The organism is Ruegeria sp. O5 (genome assembly GCF_056535105.1).
In genome coordinates this window covers 149,161-169,155 of record NZ_JBQERN010000007.1, presented here as the reverse complement: position 1 = coordinate 169,155, position 19,995 = coordinate 149,161, and the positions used below count along the sequence as shown (strand labels likewise).

Sequence of the window (19,995 nt, the reverse complement as noted above, 5' to 3'; positions counted from 1 at the left end):
TCAACCGTCTTTCCAGTCCGTCAGGCCAACCTCAGTTGCGCCGGTGAAGGGGGTTCTAAGTATTACTCTCAAAACCCGCAAGCGGAAAATGCACGAAAACAAAAGAAAATGCCGATTTCAAAAATAATTATTTATTTTCAATATGTTAACCATCCACAATCAGGCGGAAGCGCGCCGGAATCGTCGAAAACACAGATGGGGTTCCGCACTTTATCGCCTTGTTTACAATGTTACTCACAGACTCGCTTCCGAGTCAGGCAGAATCTGCTGTGTTGGACTGGAGTGACAGGCTTGGAATCGGCAACCTAAGGGCAAGAAGGATGACTATAGCTGCCAAATAGATCAGCGGCTCGATCTGAAACCCTTTTGCCAGCATCACGTAATGCAGGCCGCCCAGCAAAGCGGCCGGGTACACCAGCCAATGCAGCCTGCGCCAACGCGGCCCCAGTCGGCGCACCGACCAGTTGTTGGATGTTGCCGTCAGAGGCAACAGCAAAAGAAACGCCCCAATTCCAACGGTAATATAAGGACGCTTGAGGATATCCGCCCAAATCTGGCTGGGAAGCTGAACGTCCAGAACCAGCCAGACAAGGAGATGCAGGCTGACATATACAAAAGTCAGCACCCCAATGGCCCGACGGAACTTCACCAGGTTCAAGCCCACAAATCGGCGCAAGGATGTGATGGCCAGCCCGGCAATCAGCAACTGTAAAGCCAGTTCGCCGTAGCGGTGTTCCAGCGCCTCAATCGGTTCGATTCCCAAACCGCCAGTCAGGCCAAGATAGAACAGCCAGGGCGCGGGCAGCGCGCCCATCAGATAAACGGCCCATACCGGAATACGCCGGAGTGTCTGATTGATGGCCTGCATGATTCTAGTAGTTCCTGGCCAAATCCATACCTTCATAAAGGCTGGCGACCTCTTCTTCATAACCGTTGAACATCAGCGTCGGTTTGCGCGAGGCAAACAGGCCGCCGCCGATTTCACGTTCGGAGGCTTGCGACCAGCGCGGATGATCAACGTTCGGGTTTACATTACTATAAAAACCGTATTCTCGCGAATTGGCCATATTCCAACTCGTGGGCGGCTCTTCTTCAACAAGCGTGATCCGGACAATCGACTTGATCGATTTGAACCCGTATTTCCACGGTACGACCAGACGCAAAGGCGCGCCGTTCTGATTTGGAATCGGCTTGTCATAGATACCAGTGGCCATGATCGTCAGCGGATGCATCGCCTCGTCCAGGCGCAAACCCTCGCGATAGGGCCATTCCAGAATGGGATAGCGCGTTCCCGGCATCTCATCCGGGCGGTAGGCCGTTTCAAACGCCACGTATTTCGCGCCGTCTTTTATCCCAGCCATGTTCAGAAGATCGGCCAGTTCGAATCCGATCCATGGAATGACCATCGACCAGGCTTCAACGCAACGGAACCGATAGATGCGTTCTTCGATCGTCATCTCGGACAGGATGTCCTTGAAATCATACTCACCGGGACGATCGACCAGACCGTCAATCTGGACGCTCCAGGGTTCGGTCACCAGCGTATGCGCATATTTCGCCGGATCGTCTTTTCCGGTCCCGAACTCATAGTAGTTGTTGTAACTCGTGATCTCTTCCCACGTGTTCGGCTCCAGCGCATCCTGCGCCGCAGCTGGTTGGCCCATTGCCGCCAAACCAACACCCGCCATCCCGGCCATGACCTGCCGCCGGTTCAGGAACGCCGCCCGTGGGGTGACGTCGGCATGTGTCATTGTATTGGTCCAGCGATGCGCCATCTGGGTCTCCGTCATATTCGTTTATCATTACAGACTTAGGGTGCTGATAGCACAGACCCATGGAAACAGGCGTCACGTTTGAGCGACGTGATTGTAACGTTCCGATTGGCGACAGGCCCAGACAGGCGGATTGTGCCGCGCTCTGTCCGCTTTCAGCGGTTGTCACGACCTGAGCCAACTCTCAGTGCTCGAACATTTCGTTGGGGATATACGGTTCACTCAGAGCTGGCTCTGAACGGAGGACAACAGCCGGGTTGTCTGCCTACAGTCTTTACAACTGCGGGTCCAAAACTGCACTCTGTCAGACAGGCACCATACGCGATCAACAGTGTGGCGGGCCTGTTTTTGCAGCCGCGTGGCCGCAATGGGAGGACGAAAAATGTGTGATATCTGTGTAATGAACGCCGTAAAAGACAGGATGCTATCCCGGCGTGGGTTCTTCAAAGCCGCGGCGGCATCGGGTGTTGCAGCTGCCGCAACCGGGGCTATGGCACCGGCCACACTGGCCGCGGGGCATGGCGGTGTCCAAGACATGACCCACACGCTCAGCCCGGATTTCCCGACCTGGGGCGGAGAGCCGGGTATCTCGGCCGAACAGGCATTCAATTTCGCGGAGCACGGATTCAATCTGTTCAATTTGTCAATCAATGAGCATACGGGCACGCATATAGATGCCCCGCTGCACTTTTCTGCGGATGGTGCATCGGTCGATGAAATCCCGGTCTCAGATCTGGTTGCACCACTTTGCGTGGTCAATATTGCAGCCCGCGCAGCAGAAGACGCCGATACGCGTGTCACCCCGGATGATTTGAGAGCCTGGATAGCCGCCAACGGTGACATCCCCGACGGGGCCTGCGTCGCCATGCACTCGGGATGGGCCGGCAAAACCGCTACGGACGCGTTCCGCAATTTCGACGGCGAAGCGCAGCATTACCCGGGCTTTCACGTTGAAGCTGCGCAGATGCTGATGGAGGAAACTGGGGCGCGGTCAATTGCCGTTGACACCTTGTCACTAGATCACGGCATGTCTGCGGATTTCGCCACCCATTATGCCTGGTTGCCTTCTGGCCGGTTCGGAATCGAATGCCTGGCCAATCTGGATCAGGTACCCGCGTCAGGCGCAACACTTGTTATTGGCGCACCGAAACACGCAGGCGGCACCGGAGGTCCGGCGCGGATACTTGCGCTGATCTGATGAAACTGACGTTTGGCGAAACTGGCCCGCTTTCTTCAGTGGGTCAGTTTCCATCTGCGCATTCCATGAGTGGTAGGCACTGAGAGCAAGCCAGCCAATGGGCAAGACCAAGTCTGACACCACACGGCGCTATGATACCGCTGCACCAAAATGGCGGGATAAGATGCGTGCTCTTGGTTATTACGATGCGTATCTTGGTTTTCTGTCAGCAAGTCAGCTCGCGACAGAGCATAACAGTCGGGTTGTTGATATCGGTGCCGGGACGGCCTCGTTTGCAGAAGCCTGGGTCGCTATTCACGGGTCACCCGTCGAAATAACCCTTCTCGAACCCAGTCAAGCCATGTTGAAACAGGGTCAAAGCGCGTTACAGGCGCGGGGTGTCGAGCCAAGACTTGTGCAGGGATTGTTAGGGTCTGTCGTTCTGGAACCTGCTAATGTGGCACTGGCTGCGCATGTCATCGAACATTGCCCCGATCCGTTGCGCGCACTTGAGAAGATTCACGATATGATGCGCCCTGGCGGTCGTTTGTATCTGGTGGTGTCAAAGCCGCATTGGTGCAATGCAATCATCTGGCTGCAATGGCGCCATCGCACATTCGGCAGAGAAGAAATTCTGGGACTATTGCACAAAGCTGGCTTTGAATGCGAAAGCGAGTACTCATTCCCCGCAGGCCCACCATCCCGGACAAGCCGGGGAATTTTGGCGCGTCGAAGAGCGTAGATGCAGACAAAAAAGACCCGCCAATGCGGCGGGTCTTCCGTTTGTGCCTAAATCAATGCACCACTGCATCATCCGGGCGGGGCCGTTCCGACGTCCCCAACCGGTCACCGATGATCAAGCCATCAGCCCCGGCGGTGACCGGGACAACCTCACCATCCTTGATCTCACCGGCCAACAGCGCTTCGGCCAGCGGGTTCTGCAGGGCGCGCTGAATCACGCGTTTCAGCGGGCGGGCTCCGAAGACAGGGTCATAGCCTTCATTGGCCAGCCATTCCTTGGCACCATCGTCCAGGGCCAGTTCGATCTTGCGGGCCGCCAGGCGCTTTTGCAGACGCGCCATCTGGATATCGACGATGCCATCCATATCGGCCCGCTTGAGGCGATCAAAGATGATCGTTTCGTCCAGACGGTTCAGGAACTCGGGCCGGAAATGTGCCCGCACCGCATCCATCACGTCACGGCGTGCCTGCGCGCTGTCCGCGCCATCGGGCAACTGGCTGAGCGCCTGAGACCCAAGGTTCGACGTCAGGATGATCAGCGTCTGCTTGAAGTCCACGGTGCGGCCCTGACCATCGGTCAGAACGCCATCATCCAGAACCTGCAACAGCACGTTGAACACATCCGGGTGCGCCTTTTCGACCTCGTCAAACAGCACGACCTGATAGGGCCTGCGCCGCACGGCTTCGGTCAGCACACCGCCTTCGTCATAACCGACATAGCCCGGAGGAGCCCCGATCAGACGGGCAACCGCGTGTTTCTCCATGAACTCGGACATATCGACACGCACCATCGCGCTGTCGTCATCGAACAGGAAATTCGCCACGGCCTTGGTCAGCTCGGTCTTACCCACGCCGGTCGGCCCGAGGAACAGGAACGATCCCAACGGGCGGCCTTCGTCATTCAGACCCGCACGCGCACGGCGCACGGCGTTGGCGACGGCAGTCACCGCTGCATCCTGACCGATCACGCGGGAATGCAAAGCGTCTTCCATCCGCAGCAGCTTCTCGCGCTCACCTTCCAGCATTTTCGAGGTCGGGATACCGGTCCAGCGCTCCACGACGGAAGCAATCTGTTCAGGGCGCACCGTTTCCTCGGCCATCATACCATTGCTTTCGGCGTTCTCGGCCTCGGTCAGCTTTTTTTCAAGCTCGGGGATGACGCCATAGGACAATTCCCCCGCTTTGGCGAGGTTGCCTTCACGCTTGGCGATCTCAAGATCAGCGCGCGCCTTGTCGAGCTGTTCCTTCAGGTCACGGGCCCCCGCCAGCTTGTCGCGTTCGGCCTGCCATTGTGCTGTCATCTCGGCGGATCGCTCCTGCAAATCGGCCAGGTCCTTTTGCAAGGTTTCCAGACGATCTTTCGAGGCCGCGTCATCTTCAAGCTTTAGCGCCTCTTCCTCGATCTGCATCTGCAGGATGTTCCGGTCGAGTTGATCAAGCTCTTCGGGCTTGCTGTCGACCTCCATCCGCAAACGCGATGCGGCCTCGTCGACAAGGTCGATGGCTTTGTCGGGCAGAAAGCGGTCAGTGATATAGCGGTGCGACAGGGTCGCCGCTGAAACAAGCGCTGAATCCGAGATGCGCACACCGTGGTGCAGTTCGTACTTTTCCTTGATGCCGCGCAGGATGCTGATCGTATCTTCGACTGTCGGCTCCTGTACCATTACAGGCTGGAACCGGCGCGCAAGGGCAGCGTCTTTTTCTACGTATTTGCGATACTCATCCAGCGTGGTCGCACCGATACAATGCAGTTCACCCCGGGCAAGCGCAGGCTTGATCAGGTTGGCCGCATCCATTGCACCGTCCGATTTCCCGGCACCGACCAGCGTGTGCATCTCGTCGATGAACAGGATGATCTCACCCGCGGCTTCAGTCACCTCGGTCAGAACGGCCTTGAGGCGTTCTTCGAACTCGCCACGGTATTTCGCGCCAGCAATCAAAGCACCCATGTCGAGCGCCAGCAGCTTCTTGTCCTTCAGCGATTCAGGCACATCGCCGTTGATGATACGCAGGGCCATACCTTCGGCGATCGCGGTCTTACCGACGCCGGGCTCACCAATCAGAACCGGGTTGTTTTTGGTGCGACGCGACAGAACCTGCATCGAACGGCGGATTTCCTCATCCCGACCGATGATCGGATCAATTTTGCCTTCGGCTGCAGCCTCGGTCAGATCACGCGCGTACTTCTTGAGCGCGTCATAGCCTTCTTCCGCCGACGCGCTGTCAGCGGTGCGACCCTTGCGAATGTCGTTGATCGCCTCGTTCAGTTTTTGCGCTGATACGGCTCCGGCGTCCAACGCATCCTTGGCCTTGGACTTCACCATGCACAGTGCCATCAGAACACGTTCGACAGGGACGAAGCTGTCGCCCGCTTTGGTAGCTATTTTTGTGGCCTCGTCCAGAACCTTGACGGTCTGGCCGTCCATGTAAATCTGGCTGGCGTCGCCGCTGACCTTAGGGATTTTCCCCATTGCCGCGTCCAGCGCCTCAACCACGCGGTTCGGTGCACCGCCCGCGCGCGAAATCAGGTTACTGGCCAACCCCTGATCGTCATCCATCAATGCTTTGAGTATATGTGTGGGCTCCAGCCTCTGGTGCCCCTCGCGCAGCGCAATGGTCTGCGCCGCCTGCACGAATCCCCGTGCCCGCTCGGTGAACTTGTTCAAGTCCATGATATTCTCCTTTTCCAAGCGCCCCGTTTTGACATGCCCGCCTGGCAGCACATGTCGGTCGAAGCCTCACATTCAATCTGGGAAATATCTTCGGTGGTTCAAGAGGCTAAAACACAGAAATCGACCTATTCGCGCTGGATGGTATAGACTGAATAACCACCGGTCTCGGCGACCTGAACGGCACCCAGATCATTCACCAAAGATTGGGCTGCCGCACTTCCCGTCGGGCAAGAAACCAGATCTGCCGTATGGTCCAGGAAATTGCCGGTAAACGCCGTTTCACCAGTAAGTTGACACCAATCATCCTCGGACCTGTAACCACCAACCAAACGCAAATCGTCATTGGTCGGCACAGGTGCAGCCCCTGTATCCGTCTCCTCGGGCGGCGTTTCATTACATGCGGCCAGTGCAATCAACGCGCCCAACAAAACCAGCTTTTTCATTTGTCGCCCCTTATTTTGAATTCGAGTTTTCAATACAGAGCACGATAACACGATTTGAAGCTGCCTGCGCGGCTTAGCAGATGGACAGAGCGGCCCGAAGCCGCTAGGACGCAGACGTTTGCCAAAAAGGAGCGCCCCCCATGTCTGATGACCGCCTGATCGTAGCCCTTGATGTTCCCAACGCTCTGCAAGGGTTGGCCATGGCAGAACGTTTGGGGGACAGTGTTTCTTTCTATAAGATCGGGCTGGGTATGCTGACCGGTGGCGGGCTGGCATTGGCCAACGAACTGAAACAAGATCACGGCAAGCGCATCTTCCTGGACATGAAGTTGTTCGACATTGGCAATACAGTTGAGAATGCCGTGCGGGGATTGGCGCAATTCGATCTGGATTTTCTGACCGTGCATGGTGACCCTCATGTGGTGCGCGCCGCCAAAGAAGGTGCTGCGGGTAAAGACCTGAAGATCCTCGCCGTAACCATCCTGACCTCGCTGAACCGCGACGATCTGGACGCAAGTCTTTTGAAACCTGGTGATGTGCAGGATTTGGTTGTCGAACGCGCGGCCAAGGCCTTTGAAGCCGGGGCTGATGGCGTTATCGCCAGCCCGCAAGAGGCCGCCCTGATCCGGGCTCTGCCACAGGCTGAAGGGCGTCTGATCGTAACCCCTGGTGTGCGCCCGGCTGGCGCAGCGCTTGGTGACCAGAAACGTGTAGCATCCCCTGCAAGCGCTATTCAGGATGGCGCTGATCATATCGTTGTCGGCCGCCCGATTTATCAGGCAATAGACCCAAAAGCCGCTGCTGAGACCGTTCTTTCCGAACTAAATTCTCTCAAGGTGTGCTAAGACCACTTGGCCTTTTCAGGTGGGTTTTGCGTTGGGTTTTCCGCGCAACAAGTTGACCTTAGGTCACTTTTTGACAAAACCGCGCCAAATCGTCTCTGTGCCAGAAAACACACATTCAAAACCCGAGTTTTCTCGGCACAACCTTCATCCTATCGAAACCAAGGATTTTCAGAGATTCTGAAGGGGAAATACTCCCCAACGAACCGCTTCTTCCTGAGGTTCGTTACTTCCCCCCGCGATGTGCGGGGGGTCTTCTTTCCAAATCACCCCATGTCAGCAGGGCCTTTGATCCAGGATCACAGGTGATATAAAGAACGTCCAAGCCAACTGCGGAACGCATGAGGACGCAGATGCCCGGTCTTTGCCGAGATTGCCTGACCACATTGTCAAACGAACAACGCTGTACTGCCTGTGGCAGTCCGCGGGTAAAGACACACCCGGAACTGTTTGACTTGTCGATTGCCCATATGGATTGTGACGCCTTCTATGCCTCGGTTGAAAAACGTGACAACCCGGAACTGGCGGACAAACCGGTTATCATTGGCGGCGGCAAGCGCGGCGTTGTTTCAACTGCCTGCTACGTTGCCCGTATTCGCGGCGTCCGGTCGGCTATGCCCATGTTCAAGGCCCTGCAACTCTGCCCCGAAGCCGTCGTGATCAAGCCCCGCATGTCCGTCTACGCTGAGGTGTCGCGCGACATCCGCGCGATGATGGATGAATTGACACCCGTGGTCGAACCCCTGTCGCTGGACGAAGCCTTCATGGACCTGTCGGGAACCGAACGTCTGCATGGCGCGCCGCCGGCCGTCATGCTGGCGCGTCTGGTCAAGCGCATGAAGGATGAAATCGGTGTCACCGGCTCTATCGGATTAAGTCACAACAAATTTTTGGCCAAGGTCGCTTCGGATCTCGACAAACCGCGCGGATTTTCAGTGATTGGCAAGGCGGAAACGGCAGAGTTTCTGAATGACAAACCCGTACGGTTGATCTGGGGCATTGGCCCGGCTGCGCAAGAAGCGCTGGACAAGGCAGGGATCAGAACTTTCAGTGATTTGCTGCGTTGGGATCAGGAAGCGCTGACCGCGCGGTTCGGCTCAATGGGATATCGCCTGTGGCACTTGGCTCGGGGTCAGGACAAGCGACGCGTATCGGCGCATGAGCCGATGAAATCCATCAGCAACGAGACGACATTTTTCGAAGATACGTCGAGCCTTGATATTCTGGACGGTCATTTGTGGCGGATGGCCTTGAAAGTTTCGGACCGCGCCAAGGCAAAGGATCTGGCTGGTCGGGTTGTCACGTTGAAACTGAAGAAAGCCAATCACAAGATCCTGACGCGGCGCGTAGCCTTGCGGGATGCGACACAGATTGCCGACCGGATTTACCGCACGGCCCGGGGCCTGTTCGATCAGGTTGGCGATCAGGGGCCATATCGATTGTTGGGCTGTGGTTTGTCCGACCTTTGCCCGGCTGATCAGGCGGATATTTCCGGCGACTTGCTGGATCCGGATGCTGCCCGCAGATCCAAGGCCGAACGGGCCACGGACGAGATTCGCCAGCGGTTCGGGGCCGAAGCAATCATGAAGGGCCGTGCGCTGCGCTGAAGCTACTCCGCCGCCAGACGCTCTGGGCTCGCACCCAGGCTGGAAATCTCGCGAACCACCTGCCTGAGCAGCTTCGAGAACGCCATGAAATTGGCATTGGGCGCGATTTTTTCTTCGTCCATGTACAAAGCGCGATCGATCTCGATCTGTACAGCGTGCTGCTGGCGACCGGGACGACCATAGGTTTGCGTCACATATGCTCCGGCAAAAGGCGCATTGCGTGCCACGTTGAGACCCGCTGCCGCGAAAGCGGCTTCAATGATATCGACGACCTCTGACGACGCGGACGCGCCAAACCGGTCGCCCAGCACGATCTCGGGCCGCCTTCCGCGCGCAGTGCCCGCCATGGCCACCGCCTCGTGCGGCATCGAGTGGCAGTCCACCAGAATTGCCTGTCCGAACATCTCGTGTGATTCGGCCAGCAGGGATTTCAACCGCGCATGATAAGGGCGCCAATAGGTGTCGATGCGCAGCCGCGCTTCGTCCATGGTAAGTTTGCCGCGATAGATTGCCCGACCGTTGGCAACTACGCGGGGAATCACCCCCAGCCCTGACGCGACCCTTGGATTATGCCCGTGCCTGCGGGCACCGCTGATCAAGGCCGGGTCAAGCTCATCCAGGCTGCGGTTCAAATCCAGATAGGCACGCGGCATGGCCGCCTTGATCAAAGGGGCACCGTTTTCCGCCGCGGGCGCGAACAGCTGATCAACAAAGGCGTCTTCTGAGGATCGAATCACGCTCCGGTTCAACACGGACCGGTTCAGAAATGCCTCAGGATACTCCCGCCCGCTGTGTGGCGATGAAAAAACCACGCACGAGGTGCGGTTTTCGGGCATATCCAATACATAGGCTGCGCTTTGCATGATCCCTCCGTGTTCGTAATCAACATAGACCGGAAAAATTGTTCTTCCAAACCCCTTGAACCCTTTTGCGACTCCTTTTATAGACCCCGCTACCGGCGCGGGGATCCGCGCCCCATTTCGTTATGGGGCAAGGCACGCAAAGGGAAAGTGGGCGGTTAGCTCAGCGGTAGAGCACTTCGTTGACATCGAAGGGGTCACAAGTTCGATCCTTGTACCGCCCACCATCGTTTCACTGTTCCGGTTGTCCGGGGCACCCGAGTAACCCAGGCGCTGGCCACGTCCTTGATGAAGGCGCCGCAGATTGGAGACAGACCATGAAGGTCAAGAACTCGCTCCGCTCGCTCAAGAACCGGCACCGCGACTGCCGGATTGTGCGTCGCAAAGGCCGCGTCTACGTGATCAACAAGACGCAGCGCAAGTTCAAAGCTCGTCAGGGCTAAGAACTGCACATCACTGCTTAAAGAAACCGCACCTTCGAGTGCGGTTTTTTTTGTTCTACCCGCGCCTAAAATGTAATCCCTGCATGGATCAGAATGCCCACGACCATAAGAAAGTTCAGAACCATCGAAATCCCGTTGCCGACATAGATTGGAAGCTTTCCAACAACCAAGCCGTAAGCAAACCAAAGCAGGGACAAGGCGGTATATAGCGACCAAGACAACAAGGATTGTCCCGAGGCATGGTGCGAATGCGTCAAATACAGCTTCACGAGCTGTGGCAGTGTGGCAAAAGGACCAACCACGCCAACAAAAACCATGAACCCTTCAAAGCGCGACATCCAATGGCCAAGGTTAGATTTCTCCAATTTTTCAGCCAGTGTTTCGGGCATATCTCACGTTCTTCCTTTAAGTGAATAAGACGGCATGTTCTTTTTCTCGGACAATCTGTCTTGCCAAAATATCCGCTAGAAGCGCTTGGACCAAGTCCCTCGACCACGTTACCACCAACCTTCCCCCCTCGTATGCCTTCAGAGCATCGCATATTGAACGTCACAGCGACCTTTTGACCAAGTAAATCAGTCGGATTTACTTGCATCCCGCCCAGAATCGTATAATTGAGAAAATCAGTCGGATTAATGACCGACCCGAAATTCAATTGTTGAGGCACACAATGCTGAAATCCACGACCTGCCTGGCCGCCGCACTGTCGGCTCTGATCGCAACCTCTGCCGCCGCCGAGGGCGAACTGAACCTCTATTCGTCGCGCCACTATGACACCGACGAACGGCTGTATACCGACTTTGAAGACGCAACCGGCATCAAGATCAACAGGATCGAAGGCAAAGCGGATGAACTGATTGCCCGGATGGAAGCGGAAGGCGCGAACTCACCTGCCGACGTGATGCTGACCGTGGACACGTCGCGTCTGGCGCGGGCCAAGAATGCAGGTGTCCTGCAATCAATCGACAGCGCTACACTGGAAGAGCGCATTCCAGCCAATCTGCAGGACAGCGACAATCAGTGGTTTGGTTTCTCGCAACGCGGTCGGATCATCTTTTTCGACAAGGAAAACGTGACCAACCCGCCGGCCACCTACGCTGATCTGGCAAAACCGGAATACAAGGGAATGGTCTGTATCCGGTCTTCGACCAACACCTACAACCAGACCCTGCTGGCATCGATCATCACACATGAAGGCACTGAGGCCGCCAAGTCCTGGGCCGAGGGTGTTGTCGCCAACATGGCGCGTGACCCGCAGGGCGGTGACACCGACCAGTTGCGCGGCATCGTTTCGGGCGAGTGTGACATCGCGGTTTCGAACACCTACTATTTCGCGCGCTCCATTCGCACAGACGTCAAAGGCTTGTCCGCAGACCGCGATATGATCGGCTGGGTCTTCCCGAACCAGGACAGCTATGGCGCGCATATGAATCTATCCGGTGGTGGGGTCGCCGCGCACGCACCCAACAAGGAAAACGCGATCCTGTTCCTTGAGTATTTGGCCAGCGATCAGGCGCAGAAATACTTCTCGGCGGGAAATGACGAGTTTCCGGCAGTTCCAAATGTCGAACTGGCCGAGTCGGTCAAGGCGTTGGGTGAATTCAAGGCAGACGACGTGAACCTTTCAGACGTTGCAAAGAACATCCCCGAAGCGCAGAAGATCTTTAACGAAGTTGGCTGGAAGTAATCCTTCTTGGCGCTGACTTCTTGAAAAGGATGCGGATTGTCCGCATCCTTTTTCGTTGATATGTGATGTTTATTTGTATATTTTCTCATATATGAGAATTTTTTTCACGAAGATGTAATGCCTGACACCCTGTCAAACCGCCTTGCCAATCGCCTGAGCGAACTGCGCCGCGGGCGTGGTTGGTCTTTGGATTACCTTGCCGAACACAGCAGGATCAGCCGCGCCACCTTGTCCCGTATGGAAAAAGGGGATGTCAGCCCAACAGCCGACAATCTAGGCCGTCTGTGCGCTGTATACGATCTGCCGATCTCACGCCTGCTGATGATGGTTGAAGACAGCTTTGACCCCAAGGTTCCATTCGAACGCCAGACCGAGTGGCGCGACCCCGAAACCGGCTTCACCCGCCGTGCTGTTTCACCACTTGCAAATGGATTGAACGCCGAGGTTCTGGAATGCCACCTTCCCCGGGGCACGGTCATCACCTACGAAGTGCCACCTAAATCGGGGCAAGAGCATCATCTGATCTTAATGGACGGTGCGCTTACTCTGACGGTTGATGGAACTCCCCACGCGCTGAACGCCGGGGATTGCCTGCGCTACCATCTGTCGGGACCGACCCGGTTTGAAACAGGGGCGTCGCGTGGTGCACGTTACCTGCTGGTGCTTATATGATCACGCGCCTGACCGATAACGATTTTGACGCGGCGCTGGATGACCTGGCTGAAATCCTGCATGCCTGTGTTCATGATGGGGCCAGCATAGGTTTCATACTTCCGTTTACCCTGAACGATGCGCGTGCGTACTGGCAACAAAACGTACAGCCCGGTCTCAGGTCAGGTAAGCTGGACTTGTTCGTTTCGTATGACGGTCCCCGCATTGCAGGCACCGTTCAACTGATCCCGGCGGCAATGCCCAACCAACCCCACCGCGCCGACGTGGCGAAACTTCTGGTCCACCCCAACGCCAGACGGCGGGGGTTAGGCCGATCCCTGATGAATGCGCTTGTTCTTCGGGCGCGAGAGGTGGGGCGCACGATGCTCGTACTTGATACGCGCAGCACCGATCCCTCGCGGCTGCTTTATCAAAGCCTTGGGTTTCAGATCGCGGGGGAAATACCGAATTACTGCCGGAACCCATTTGAACCAAAATTCGAGCCCACAACCTATATGTACAAAAACCTTGACGCTTGAAAAGACGCAGCCCCCGCTACTCGGCGGCGGTTACCTTTTCGGGAAACTTGTTCGGCAACAGCCCGAGGCTGCGCGCACGACGAACATCTGCCAGCAGGTCCCGTTCGGCGGCCTCAAACAACTCTTCAGGGTCATCCAGAACAAAATACCCCATCTGGTGCATGTCGATCCGGTAGGGTGTTCGCAGAATCGTCAGAACGTCAAACGGGTCACGATCGGGTATGTCGCTGGTCACGGCATAGACCAGTTCTGTCGGCGACGACGCCAACCCTGAACCCAGCGCCTTGATCTGACCGTTCTGGCGGCGCAGGCCAAACTCGATTGAAAACCAGTAGAGCCTGATCAACCAGGCATAATCCGCGTCATCTGCCTGCTTTCCGGCTAGCCCGATGGCGTGGCTGAACGCGGCAAAACGTGGATCACTTAACAACGGTGTATGTCCGAATATCTCATGAAAGATATCCGGTTCTTCGATGTAGTCGAAATCTTCCCGGGAGCGGATGAAAGAGGCGGCCGGAAAAACCCGATCCGCCAGCATCCCGAAAAACGTCTTGAACCCAATCAGCGCCGGAACCGGCTGCACCCGCCAGCCGGTCAGGTCCAGCAACCGTTTCGAAATTTCCGCACAAGAAGGCACTTTGGTCTTCGGCAGGTCCAGCCGCACCAAACCGCTTAGGTACTCCGGTGCCATATAGCGCCGAACATTTTCTTCCTGTGCCGCGTAAAGATCAGCCCAGACCGCATTCTCTTCGTCTGTGTAGGTAATGTGGCCATGTTCATCCGCCAGTTTGGCGACATACTTCGTCGATTTGGGCATCAGCATCCTCCTGCATGAGATCAGGATACCTCAACTCACACGGAGAATTTGTTTTGATATTCTGAGTATCGCCCGTATTATGAACGAAACATTCCGAGATATTGCCATTTGCGGGTCAAATGCTTCACCCTGCCGACATTGATATTTTGCGAGAGCTTCAGGCCAGTGGACGCCTGTCTATGCAGGAACTGGCCGACCGGACCGGGTTGTCGGCCTCGCAATGTTGGCGCCGCGTCCGTGACCTTGAATCGTCCGGGGTGGTTTCAGGGTATCGCGCGCAGGTTTCTGCCAAGGCTGTAGGCTTGAATGCCATCGCCTATGTCCACGTTGCACTGAAAGACCATCAGGAAAACAGCATCTCGGCGTTTCTTCGTCTGGTCGAGACCGAGCCGCAAATCGTTGAGTGCGCCTCGATCACCGGGGATCATGACTTTATCCTGAAGGTCTACGCCAAAACCCCCGAGGATCTTGAAGTCTTTATCATGCAGCGCCTGTTGAAATCAGGGCTTGTCCGCGACACCCGCAGCAACTTTGTGCTTCGCCAGACCAAGACCCGCGGCCCTTTACCCATTCTTTGACAGGGTCCGACGAAACGGAACCTGAGCGGATGTGTCAGGTGCATAACCCATCCTTGCTAAGACGAGGTGTCGAAAGGCTGGGAGTGTCATTCAGTTGGAAAAGCCCGGCCACCGCTTATTGGCGGCCGGGCTTACAAGGTTCAAAACGTCTTCAGAAGTGAGCCGATTTCGCGGTCGCGGGTTTTTCCATCGGCGGTGCAAACTTGGTCAAGTCGATCCCCTTTACCGCCGACTTGTATTCCTCGGCGGTTGGGGTCCGGCCCAATATGGCCGAGAGCACGACAACCGGTGTCGACGCCAGCAGGGACTCACCCTTTTTCTCATCCGAGTCTTCAACAACACGACCCTGGAACAGGCGCGTGGATGTCGCCAGAACGGTATCGCCTTTTGCAGCCTTTTCCTGGTTCCCCATGCAAAGGTTGCAGCCGGGCCGCTCAAGGTACAGGATATTTTCATATTCCGTACGTGCCTTGTTTTTCGGGAACAGATCATCGAATTCAAAGCCCGAGTATTTCTGGAGAATGCTCCACTCGCCTTCTTCTTTCAGCTCATCAATGATGTTGTAGGTTGGTGCCGCAACAACCAGCGGGGCCTTGAACTCGACAGTGCCCTGTTCCTCTTCAAGGTTCTTAAGCATCTGCGAGACGATAATCAGATCGCCCTTGTGCACCATGCACGACCCGACAAAGCCCAGATCGACCTTCTTTTCACCCTTGTAGTAGGAAACCGGGCGGATCGTGTCGTGGGTGTAACGCTTTGATACGTCAGCATTGTTCACGTCAGGATCGGCTATCATCGGTTCGTCGATCTCATCCAGATCAACGACGAGTTCGGCAAAATACTTGGCGTTTTCATCAGGTTTCAGGGCCGGCTTTTCACCCGACCTGATTTCCGCGATCCGCGCATTCGCCTTGTCGATCAGACCTTGCAGCGTCTGGGCTTCGTTTTCCATACCCTTGTCGATCATGATCTGGATGCGGCCTTTGGCGATTTCCAGAGATTCAATCAGCGTGTCATCTTCGGAAATACAGATCGACGCCTTGGCCTTCATCTCGGCCGTCCAGTCGGTAAAGGTGAACGCCTGATCCGCCAGCAAGGTGCCGATATGAACTTCGATGATCCGGCCCTGGAAGACGTTGTCACCGAATGTCTTCAACATCTGCGACTGGGTGGCGTGAACCACATCGCGGAAATCCATATGGTCTGCCATCTGGCCTTTGAAGGTCACCTTAACCGATTCAGGGATCGGCATTGTGGCTTCACCGGTGGCCAGCGCCAGCGCAACGGTGCCCGAATCCGCGCCAAACGCTACGCCCTTGGACATGCGGGTGTGCGAGTCGCCGCCAATGATGATGGCCCAGTCGTCCACGGTGATGTCGTTCAGCACCTTGTGGATTACGTCTGTCATCGAATGGTAAACACCCTTGGGATCACGCGCAGTGATCAGGCCAAAGTTGTTCATGAATTTCATCAGTTTAGGAATGTTCGCCTGCGCCTTTGCGTCCCAAACCGACGCTGTGTGGCACCCGGACTGATATGCGCCATCAACTATGGGCGAGATCACTGTTGCCGCCATAGCTTCCAGCTCCTGCGCGGTCATCAGGCCAGTGGTGTCTTGCGACCCAACGATATTGACCTTAACCCGAGCGTCCGAACCCGCGTGCAGAACCTTTCCGTCAGCCACGCCAACCGCGTTTTTGTTGAAGATCTTCTCGACAGCTGTCAGGCCCTGACCCTCGTGTGAGATTTCCTTGGACGGAGCAAATGCAGATTCCAGCGCAACGCCAAGGGTTTCGGCCGCAAATGTCTGCAGCTTCTTCCCAAAGACAATCGCGTAAGAGCCGCCAGCCTTGATGAATTCGACCTTTTGCGGCGTGAAGGACGACGATACATCGACAAGCTCTTTATCGCCTGCTTCGTTGTAAAGCTTCTTGTCCTTTGTGTTGATGGTCAGAACGGTTCCGGTCTCGACCGAGTATTTCTGTTCAAGGACAGGGCTTTCGTCGTTGTTCAGAATCGGGTTGCCGTCGTCATCCAGCTTTTTGACCCAGTTCTTCAGGTCAATGCCGATACCTCCGGTCACACCAACGGTGGTCAGGAAGATCGGTGAGATTCCGTTTGTTCCCGCGACAACTGGTGCGATGTTCACAAAAGGAACATAAGGGCTGGCTTGCGTTCCGGTCCACAAGGCGACGTTGTTGACACCGGACATGCGCGACGACCCGACGCCCATGGTCCCTTTTTCGGCGACTAGCATGACGCGTTTGTCCGGGTGTTGTTTCTGCAAATCCTGAATCTCGGCCTGCGCCGCCGGTGTGATCATGCATTTGCCATGCAATTCCCGATCCGCACGAGAATGCGCCTGATTGCCGGGCGACAGAAGGTCGGTGGAAATGTCTCCTTCGGCCGCGACATAGGTCACAACCTTGATTTCCTCTTCGATGTCAGGCAGCCGGGTAAAGAACTCGGCCTTGGCATAGCTTTCCAGAATGTCCTTTGCGATCGCGTTTCCGGCCTCAAAAGCAGACTTGAGGCGCTGGGTATCCGCATCATACAGGAACACCTGCGTTTTCAGCACCTCTGCCGCCTGATTTGCGATCGACGCATCATCGCCCAGCGCCAGATCCAGCAGAACCTCGACCGAGGGGCCGCCTTTCATATGTGACAGCAGCTCGAACGCGAAGGCCTGCGAGATTTCTTCGACCGAGGCTTCACCCAATATGATCTCTTTCAGGAACTGTGCCTTTTCACCAGCTGCGCTGGTTGTCCCCGGCAGCGTGTTATAGATGAAATAGGTCAAAGACTCGGCGCGGTGAACGTTGTCGAGATCCTTGATTTGCTCGATGATTTCCTGAAGCAGCACACCGTCTTCAATGGGTTTGGGGTGCAAACCTTGCTCTTTGCGCGTCTCAATCTCGTTCAGGTATTCTGTATATAGGCTCATGACGGTTCCGACCATTTAGCTGGTGCGCTGGCGGGTAACAAACCAGCGCCTTAATTTTGTATGCCGCGGTATACTAAATGCCTACAACTTGCAAGACACTCTCCTGCGACCCTGTGTCCTGATCGAGGATGTATTTGTCGAAATACCCGCCAGTCAGGCGTGATCTGTCTGTCGCGGCCAACAGGTTTTTGCACCCTGGCACGCTAGCTTCCAGTTGCGGAAATCAGTTCCTTGGCCAGCGGCAAGGATGAGTAACCCAGCCGGGACGGCGTCAATCCCAATCGCACAATCACCATATCATGAGAGGGGAAAATACCGATGGACTGACCATCATGCCCCTGCAACCAGACCGCATCTTCAAAAGGTGGCAAATCTCCGGGTGCTTCCAGCCAAAGGTGGCCCTTGGCGTATTTGCCATCCGAAGCATCAACCGGTTCGAACATCCAGTTCACATAACCTTCTGGTAATATCCGAGAGCCCTTCCAAACCCCTTTTTGCAGCAAAAGCTGCCCGTACCGGGCCCAGTCACGCGCCGTCGCATACATATAACTGGACCCGATGAAGGTATCGCTGACATCCGTCTCGATAACCGCCGATGTCATGCCAATCGGCGCAAATAGCGCGTTGTGCGGATAGCTCAGCCCACCGTCGCCCAACTTGTCCTGCCAAACCCGAGACAGCATCGTGGACGTGCCCGAGGAGTAGTTGAAGTCCTTTCCAATACTGGATTCAGCAACGCGCCCGGCAGCAAATTCGGCCATACCGTCTCGGAGATACAGCATGCGTGTTACGTCTGAAACGTCGCCGTATTCTTCATCCCATTGCAGCCCGCTTGTCATCGCCAGCATATCAGCAACGGTAATGTTGCGCCTTGCGTCGTCGGCCCAATCGGGAAAGCTGTCGACAAGCGTATCTGACAAGCTCATTTGACCCGCTTCAATCAAGGTGCCGATCAACCCGGCCGTAACTGTCTTGGTCATGGACCAGCCCAGTAACGGGGTATCCGCATTAAACCCATCTGCGTACCGTTCAGCAATGATGCGCCCGTTTCGAACCACCACAACTGCGCGATATCCTTCGCCGACCAAACTGTCATTCGACATTACATTCTGAAGCTTCGGGTCTTGGGACAAGGCAACGTCATTCCCGTTTGGCCATAGTCCTGCTGGCAGCGGATCAGGCGCTGAAAGTGTCTGGTTGCTCAGATCAGCCTCATGAACATTTGTGCAGCCAAGCCCCTGACGAAACTGCGATCTCGCGGGTGCAAAAAACCGGAAGATCCGCGCTTTCACAGTCTGCGCTTCCCGATCCACCTCTATTGAGATTTGCCCCAGCAGAGGGTGGCCGGGTGCTTGCACGTCCACAGCCAGAACTTCGTCAGGATCCCGTCCAGCAATGAAAACGTTCGAACAGACAATCTTGGCAGAGTAGTTGGTTCCCACCTTCAAAAGATCCGGGGGTGCGAACCAAAGGTAGCCAATCAAAGCTACCCCGCCCAGAACCACCGCACTGCCGGTCATTTTTAGTACTTTGCTGAACATCCGCCGCAACCATTCCTGCCGCTACCTCGCCCGGCAAAGGTTAGAAGCAACCGAGCAGGCTTTACCACAGTTTCGTTACGTCGACTGATAGGTCAGAGCCCGCACGCTGAAGCATGGCCAGTGCCATCCAAGATGCACATCGCTCGATCAGCAATTGCACAGATCGACTTCAGCCCCAAACAGGTAGCACGTTGGTCTTTACACCGTGTAGGACGCCGCGAACACGTTCGCGCTCCCTTTCGGAAACATTGAGAAATTTCGCTGGTTGCCGCCCAAAGGAATTCGCGACGATCGCTCAAAACAATTCGCGGTCTGTTTTCACTCACGAACGCCCAAGAGAGCAAACGAATATCGTCTTTGCGAGACTCACAAACGGCCCCATTTCCTTTGATTCATACCCGAAAGGTTAGGACGTGAAAAGATGATTTTATAAGTTTTTTGAGACACTTGTGGAGTGACCTCAGCCGCGATTCTCCTGGTCGACACTTGACAAAAAAAGGAACGGTCTCTTCAGTTTCGTCGACGAGGATCAAGTGGTTTACAGGACTGGCGATAGAATCCGCGCAACTTGCGAGACCTGCGGCGGGGCGAGAGAGACAGAGCTCCAAAAACGCGTTGTTCCGGATGCCGTCCAACGGGTCAGGGAAGTGGCTGTCTAACTCGGGTCAAGTCGGGAATCCC

18 protein-coding genes and 1 tRNA gene are annotated in these 19,995 nt (G+C 55.9%); 10 read left to right on the top strand and 9 right to left on the bottom strand.

What is annotated here, in order from left to right:
- Positions 1 to 253 precede the first annotated feature (253 nt).
- On the bottom strand, positions 254 to 868 hold the full coding sequence (gene msrQ / locus ACR0M3_RS11750) for a protein-methionine-sulfoxide reductase heme-binding subunit MsrQ (protein ID WP_480587089.1): 615 nt from the start codon (positions 866 to 868) through the stop codon (positions 254 to 256).
- Positions 869 to 872: 4 nt separating this feature from the next.
- Entirely contained in the window at positions 873 to 1,775 is a 903-nt protein-coding gene (msrP, locus tag ACR0M3_RS11745; RefSeq protein WP_480910864.1) for a protein-methionine-sulfoxide reductase catalytic subunit MsrP, read from the bottom strand.
- A gap of 379 nt (positions 1,776 to 2,154) precedes the next feature.
- On the opposite strand from msrP, the gene ACR0M3_RS11740 reads away from it, so the two are divergent.
- Both ACR0M3_RS11740 and ACR0M3_RS11735 read left to right on the top strand, forming a co-directional pair.
- A complete protein-coding gene (locus ACR0M3_RS11740) occupies positions 2,155 to 2,970 on the top strand; it encodes a cyclase family protein (protein ID WP_480910859.1) in 816 nt (271 codons plus the stop codon).
- Positions 2,971 to 3,067: 97 nt separating this feature from the next.
- Positions 3,068 to 3,691 (top strand): class I SAM-dependent methyltransferase, encoded by a 624-nt coding sequence (locus ACR0M3_RS11735; RefSeq protein WP_480488071.1) that lies wholly within the window; start codon positions 3,068 to 3,070, stop codon positions 3,689 to 3,691.
- 52 nt (positions 3,692 to 3,743) lie between these two features.
- Here the strand turns inward: ACR0M3_RS11735 and clpB are convergent, their stop codons facing one another.
- Together clpB and ACR0M3_RS11725 are read right to left on the bottom strand one after the other, a co-directional pair.
- Positions 3,744 to 6,362, bottom strand: a complete 2,619-nt coding sequence (gene clpB, locus ACR0M3_RS11730; RefSeq protein WP_480910856.1) for an ATP-dependent chaperone ClpB — start codon at positions 6,360 to 6,362, stop codon at positions 3,744 to 3,746.
- Between the two features lie 125 nt (positions 6,363 to 6,487).
- Positions 6,488 to 6,805: a hypothetical protein gene (locus tag ACR0M3_RS11725; RefSeq protein ID WP_209599181.1), complete on the bottom strand. Its 318-nt coding sequence runs from the start codon at positions 6,803 to 6,805 to the stop codon at positions 6,488 to 6,490.
- 140 nt (positions 6,806 to 6,945) lie between these two features.
- Here ACR0M3_RS11725 and pyrF point away from each other — a divergent pair, with 140 nt between their 5' ends.
- Positions 6,946 to 7,650, top strand: a complete 705-nt coding sequence (gene pyrF / locus ACR0M3_RS11720; RefSeq protein ID WP_480483957.1) for an orotidine-5'-phosphate decarboxylase — start codon at positions 6,946 to 6,948, stop codon at positions 7,648 to 7,650.
- Positions 7,651 to 8,000: 350 nt separating this feature from the next.
- Complete coding sequence (locus ACR0M3_RS11715; RefSeq protein WP_480483956.1) at positions 8,001 to 9,254, top strand: DNA polymerase IV; 1,254 nt, start codon at positions 8,001 to 8,003, stop codon at positions 9,252 to 9,254.
- A gap of 2 nt (positions 9,255 to 9,256) precedes the next feature.
- On the opposite strand, the gene ACR0M3_RS11710 is transcribed toward ACR0M3_RS11715, so the two are convergent.
- Positions 9,257 to 10,117 (bottom strand): N-formylglutamate amidohydrolase, encoded by an 861-nt coding sequence (locus ACR0M3_RS11710; RefSeq protein WP_267365028.1) that lies wholly within the window; start codon positions 10,115 to 10,117, stop codon positions 9,257 to 9,259.
- A gap of 149 nt (positions 10,118 to 10,266) precedes the next feature.
- On the opposite strand from ACR0M3_RS11710, the gene ACR0M3_RS11705 reads away from it, so the two are divergent.
- Together ACR0M3_RS11705 and ykgO are read left to right on the top strand one after the other, a co-directional pair.
- Positions 10,267 to 10,341 (top strand) — tRNA-Val (locus tag ACR0M3_RS11705).
- Positions 10,342 to 10,431: 90 nt separating this feature from the next.
- Entirely contained in the window at positions 10,432 to 10,557 is a 126-nt protein-coding gene (ykgO, locus tag ACR0M3_RS11700) for a type B 50S ribosomal protein L36 (RefSeq protein ID WP_008755722.1), read from the top strand.
- A 65-nt stretch (positions 10,558 to 10,622) separates the two neighbouring features.
- On the opposite strand, the gene ACR0M3_RS11695 is transcribed toward ykgO, so the two are convergent.
- Positions 10,623 to 10,946 carry a SemiSWEET transporter gene (locus ACR0M3_RS11695; protein WP_480474865.1) on the bottom strand — a complete coding sequence of 108 codons (324 nt, stop codon included), beginning with the start codon at positions 10,944 to 10,946 and terminating at the stop codon, positions 10,623 to 10,625.
- A gap of 281 nt (positions 10,947 to 11,227) precedes the next feature.
- Between ACR0M3_RS11695 and ACR0M3_RS11690 the strand changes: the two genes are divergently transcribed.
- The 3 genes from ACR0M3_RS11690 to ACR0M3_RS11680 all read left to right on the top strand — a co-directional run bounded on the left by ACR0M3_RS11690 (position 11,228) and on the right by ACR0M3_RS11680 (position 13,434).
- Positions 11,228 to 12,244 carry a Fe(3+) ABC transporter substrate-binding protein gene (locus tag ACR0M3_RS11690; RefSeq protein WP_480483955.1) on the top strand — a complete coding sequence of 339 codons (1,017 nt, stop codon included), beginning with the start codon at positions 11,228 to 11,230 and terminating at the stop codon, positions 12,242 to 12,244.
- A 117-nt stretch (positions 12,245 to 12,361) separates the two neighbouring features.
- Positions 12,362 to 12,916, top strand: coding sequence for a helix-turn-helix domain-containing protein (locus ACR0M3_RS11685; RefSeq protein ID WP_480474863.1), 555 nt, complete (start codon positions 12,362 to 12,364; stop codon positions 12,914 to 12,916).
- Positions 12,913 to 13,434: an N-acetyltransferase family protein gene (locus ACR0M3_RS11680; protein WP_480474862.1), complete on the top strand. Its 522-nt coding sequence runs from the start codon at positions 12,913 to 12,915 to the stop codon at positions 13,432 to 13,434. The genes ACR0M3_RS11685 and ACR0M3_RS11680 overlap by 4 nt, the downstream gene beginning before the upstream one ends.
- 16 nt (positions 13,435 to 13,450) lie before the next feature.
- Here ACR0M3_RS11680 and ACR0M3_RS11675 read toward each other — a convergent pair whose 3' ends face one another.
- A complete protein-coding gene (locus tag ACR0M3_RS11675; protein ID WP_480910852.1) occupies positions 13,451 to 14,251 on the bottom strand; it encodes a phenylalanine 4-monooxygenase in 801 nt (266 codons plus the stop codon).
- A 119-nt stretch (positions 14,252 to 14,370) separates the two neighbouring features.
- Between ACR0M3_RS11675 and ACR0M3_RS11670 the strand changes: the two genes are divergently transcribed.
- On the top strand, positions 14,371 to 14,829 hold the full coding sequence (locus ACR0M3_RS11670; protein ID WP_480494575.1) for an Lrp/AsnC family transcriptional regulator: 459 nt from the start codon (positions 14,371 to 14,373) through the stop codon (positions 14,827 to 14,829).
- A 151-nt stretch (positions 14,830 to 14,980) separates the two neighbouring features.
- Here the strand turns inward: ACR0M3_RS11670 and ACR0M3_RS11665 are convergent, their stop codons facing one another.
- Positions 14,981 to 17,773, bottom strand: a complete 2,793-nt coding sequence (locus tag ACR0M3_RS11665; protein WP_480910849.1) for a bifunctional aconitate hydratase 2/2-methylisocitrate dehydratase — start codon at positions 17,771 to 17,773, stop codon at positions 14,981 to 14,983.
- Positions 17,774 to 17,976: 203 nt separating this feature from the next.
- Positions 17,977 to 19,314: a serine hydrolase domain-containing protein gene (locus tag ACR0M3_RS11660; protein ID WP_480910847.1), complete on the bottom strand. Its 1,338-nt coding sequence runs from the start codon at positions 19,312 to 19,314 to the stop codon at positions 17,977 to 17,979.
- Between the last annotated feature and the right edge of the window lie 681 nt (positions 19,315 to 19,995).

Coding starts and splice junctions, on each gene's coding strand:
- msrQ (WP_480587089.1), bottom strand. CDS start 868: ATGCAGGCCATCAATCAGACACTCCGGCGTATTCCGGTATGGGCCGTT.
- ACR0M3_RS11675 (WP_480910852.1), bottom strand. CDS start 14,251: ATGCCCAAATCGACGAAGTATGTCGCCAAACTGGCGGATGAACATGGC.
- ACR0M3_RS11665 (WP_480910849.1), bottom strand. CDS start 17,773: ATGAGCCTATATACAGAATACCTGAACGAGATTGAGACGCGCAAAGAG.
- ACR0M3_RS11725 (WP_209599181.1), bottom strand. CDS start 6,805: ATGAAAAAGCTGGTTTTGTTGGGCGCGTTGATTGCACTGGCCGCATGT.
- ACR0M3_RS11715 (WP_480483956.1), top strand. CDS start 8,001: ATGCCCGGTCTTTGCCGAGATTGCCTGACCACATTGTCAAACGAACAA.
- ACR0M3_RS11695 (WP_480474865.1), bottom strand. CDS start 10,946: ATGCCCGAAACACTGGCTGAAAAATTGGAGAAATCTAACCTTGGCCAT.
- ykgO (WP_008755722.1), top strand. CDS start 10,432: ATGAAGGTCAAGAACTCGCTCCGCTCGCTCAAGAACCGGCACCGCGAC.
- msrP (WP_480910864.1), bottom strand. CDS start 1,775: ATGGCGCATCGCTGGACCAATACAATGACACATGCCGACGTCACCCCA.
- ACR0M3_RS11685 (WP_480474863.1), top strand. CDS start 12,362: ATGCCTGACACCCTGTCAAACCGCCTTGCCAATCGCCTGAGCGAACTG.
- ACR0M3_RS11680 (WP_480474862.1), top strand. CDS start 12,913: ATGATCACGCGCCTGACCGATAACGATTTTGACGCGGCGCTGGATGAC.
- ACR0M3_RS11660 (WP_480910847.1), bottom strand. CDS start 19,314: ATGTTCAGCAAAGTACTAAAAATGACCGGCAGTGCGGTGGTTCTGGGC.
- ACR0M3_RS11690 (WP_480483955.1), top strand. CDS start 11,228: ATGCTGAAATCCACGACCTGCCTGGCCGCCGCACTGTCGGCTCTGATC.
- clpB (WP_480910856.1), bottom strand. CDS start 6,362: ATGGACTTGAACAAGTTCACCGAGCGGGCACGGGGATTCGTGCAGGCG.
- ACR0M3_RS11710 (WP_267365028.1), bottom strand. CDS start 10,117: ATGCAAAGCGCAGCCTATGTATTGGATATGCCCGAAAACCGCACCTCG.
- pyrF (WP_480483957.1), top strand. CDS start 6,946: ATGTCTGATGACCGCCTGATCGTAGCCCTTGATGTTCCCAACGCTCTG.
- ACR0M3_RS11670 (WP_480494575.1), top strand. CDS start 14,371: ATGCTTCACCCTGCCGACATTGATATTTTGCGAGAGCTTCAGGCCAGT.
- ACR0M3_RS11740 (WP_480910859.1), top strand. CDS start 2,155: ATGTGTGATATCTGTGTAATGAACGCCGTAAAAGACAGGATGCTATCC.
- ACR0M3_RS11735 (WP_480488071.1), top strand. CDS start 3,068: ATGGGCAAGACCAAGTCTGACACCACACGGCGCTATGATACCGCTGCA.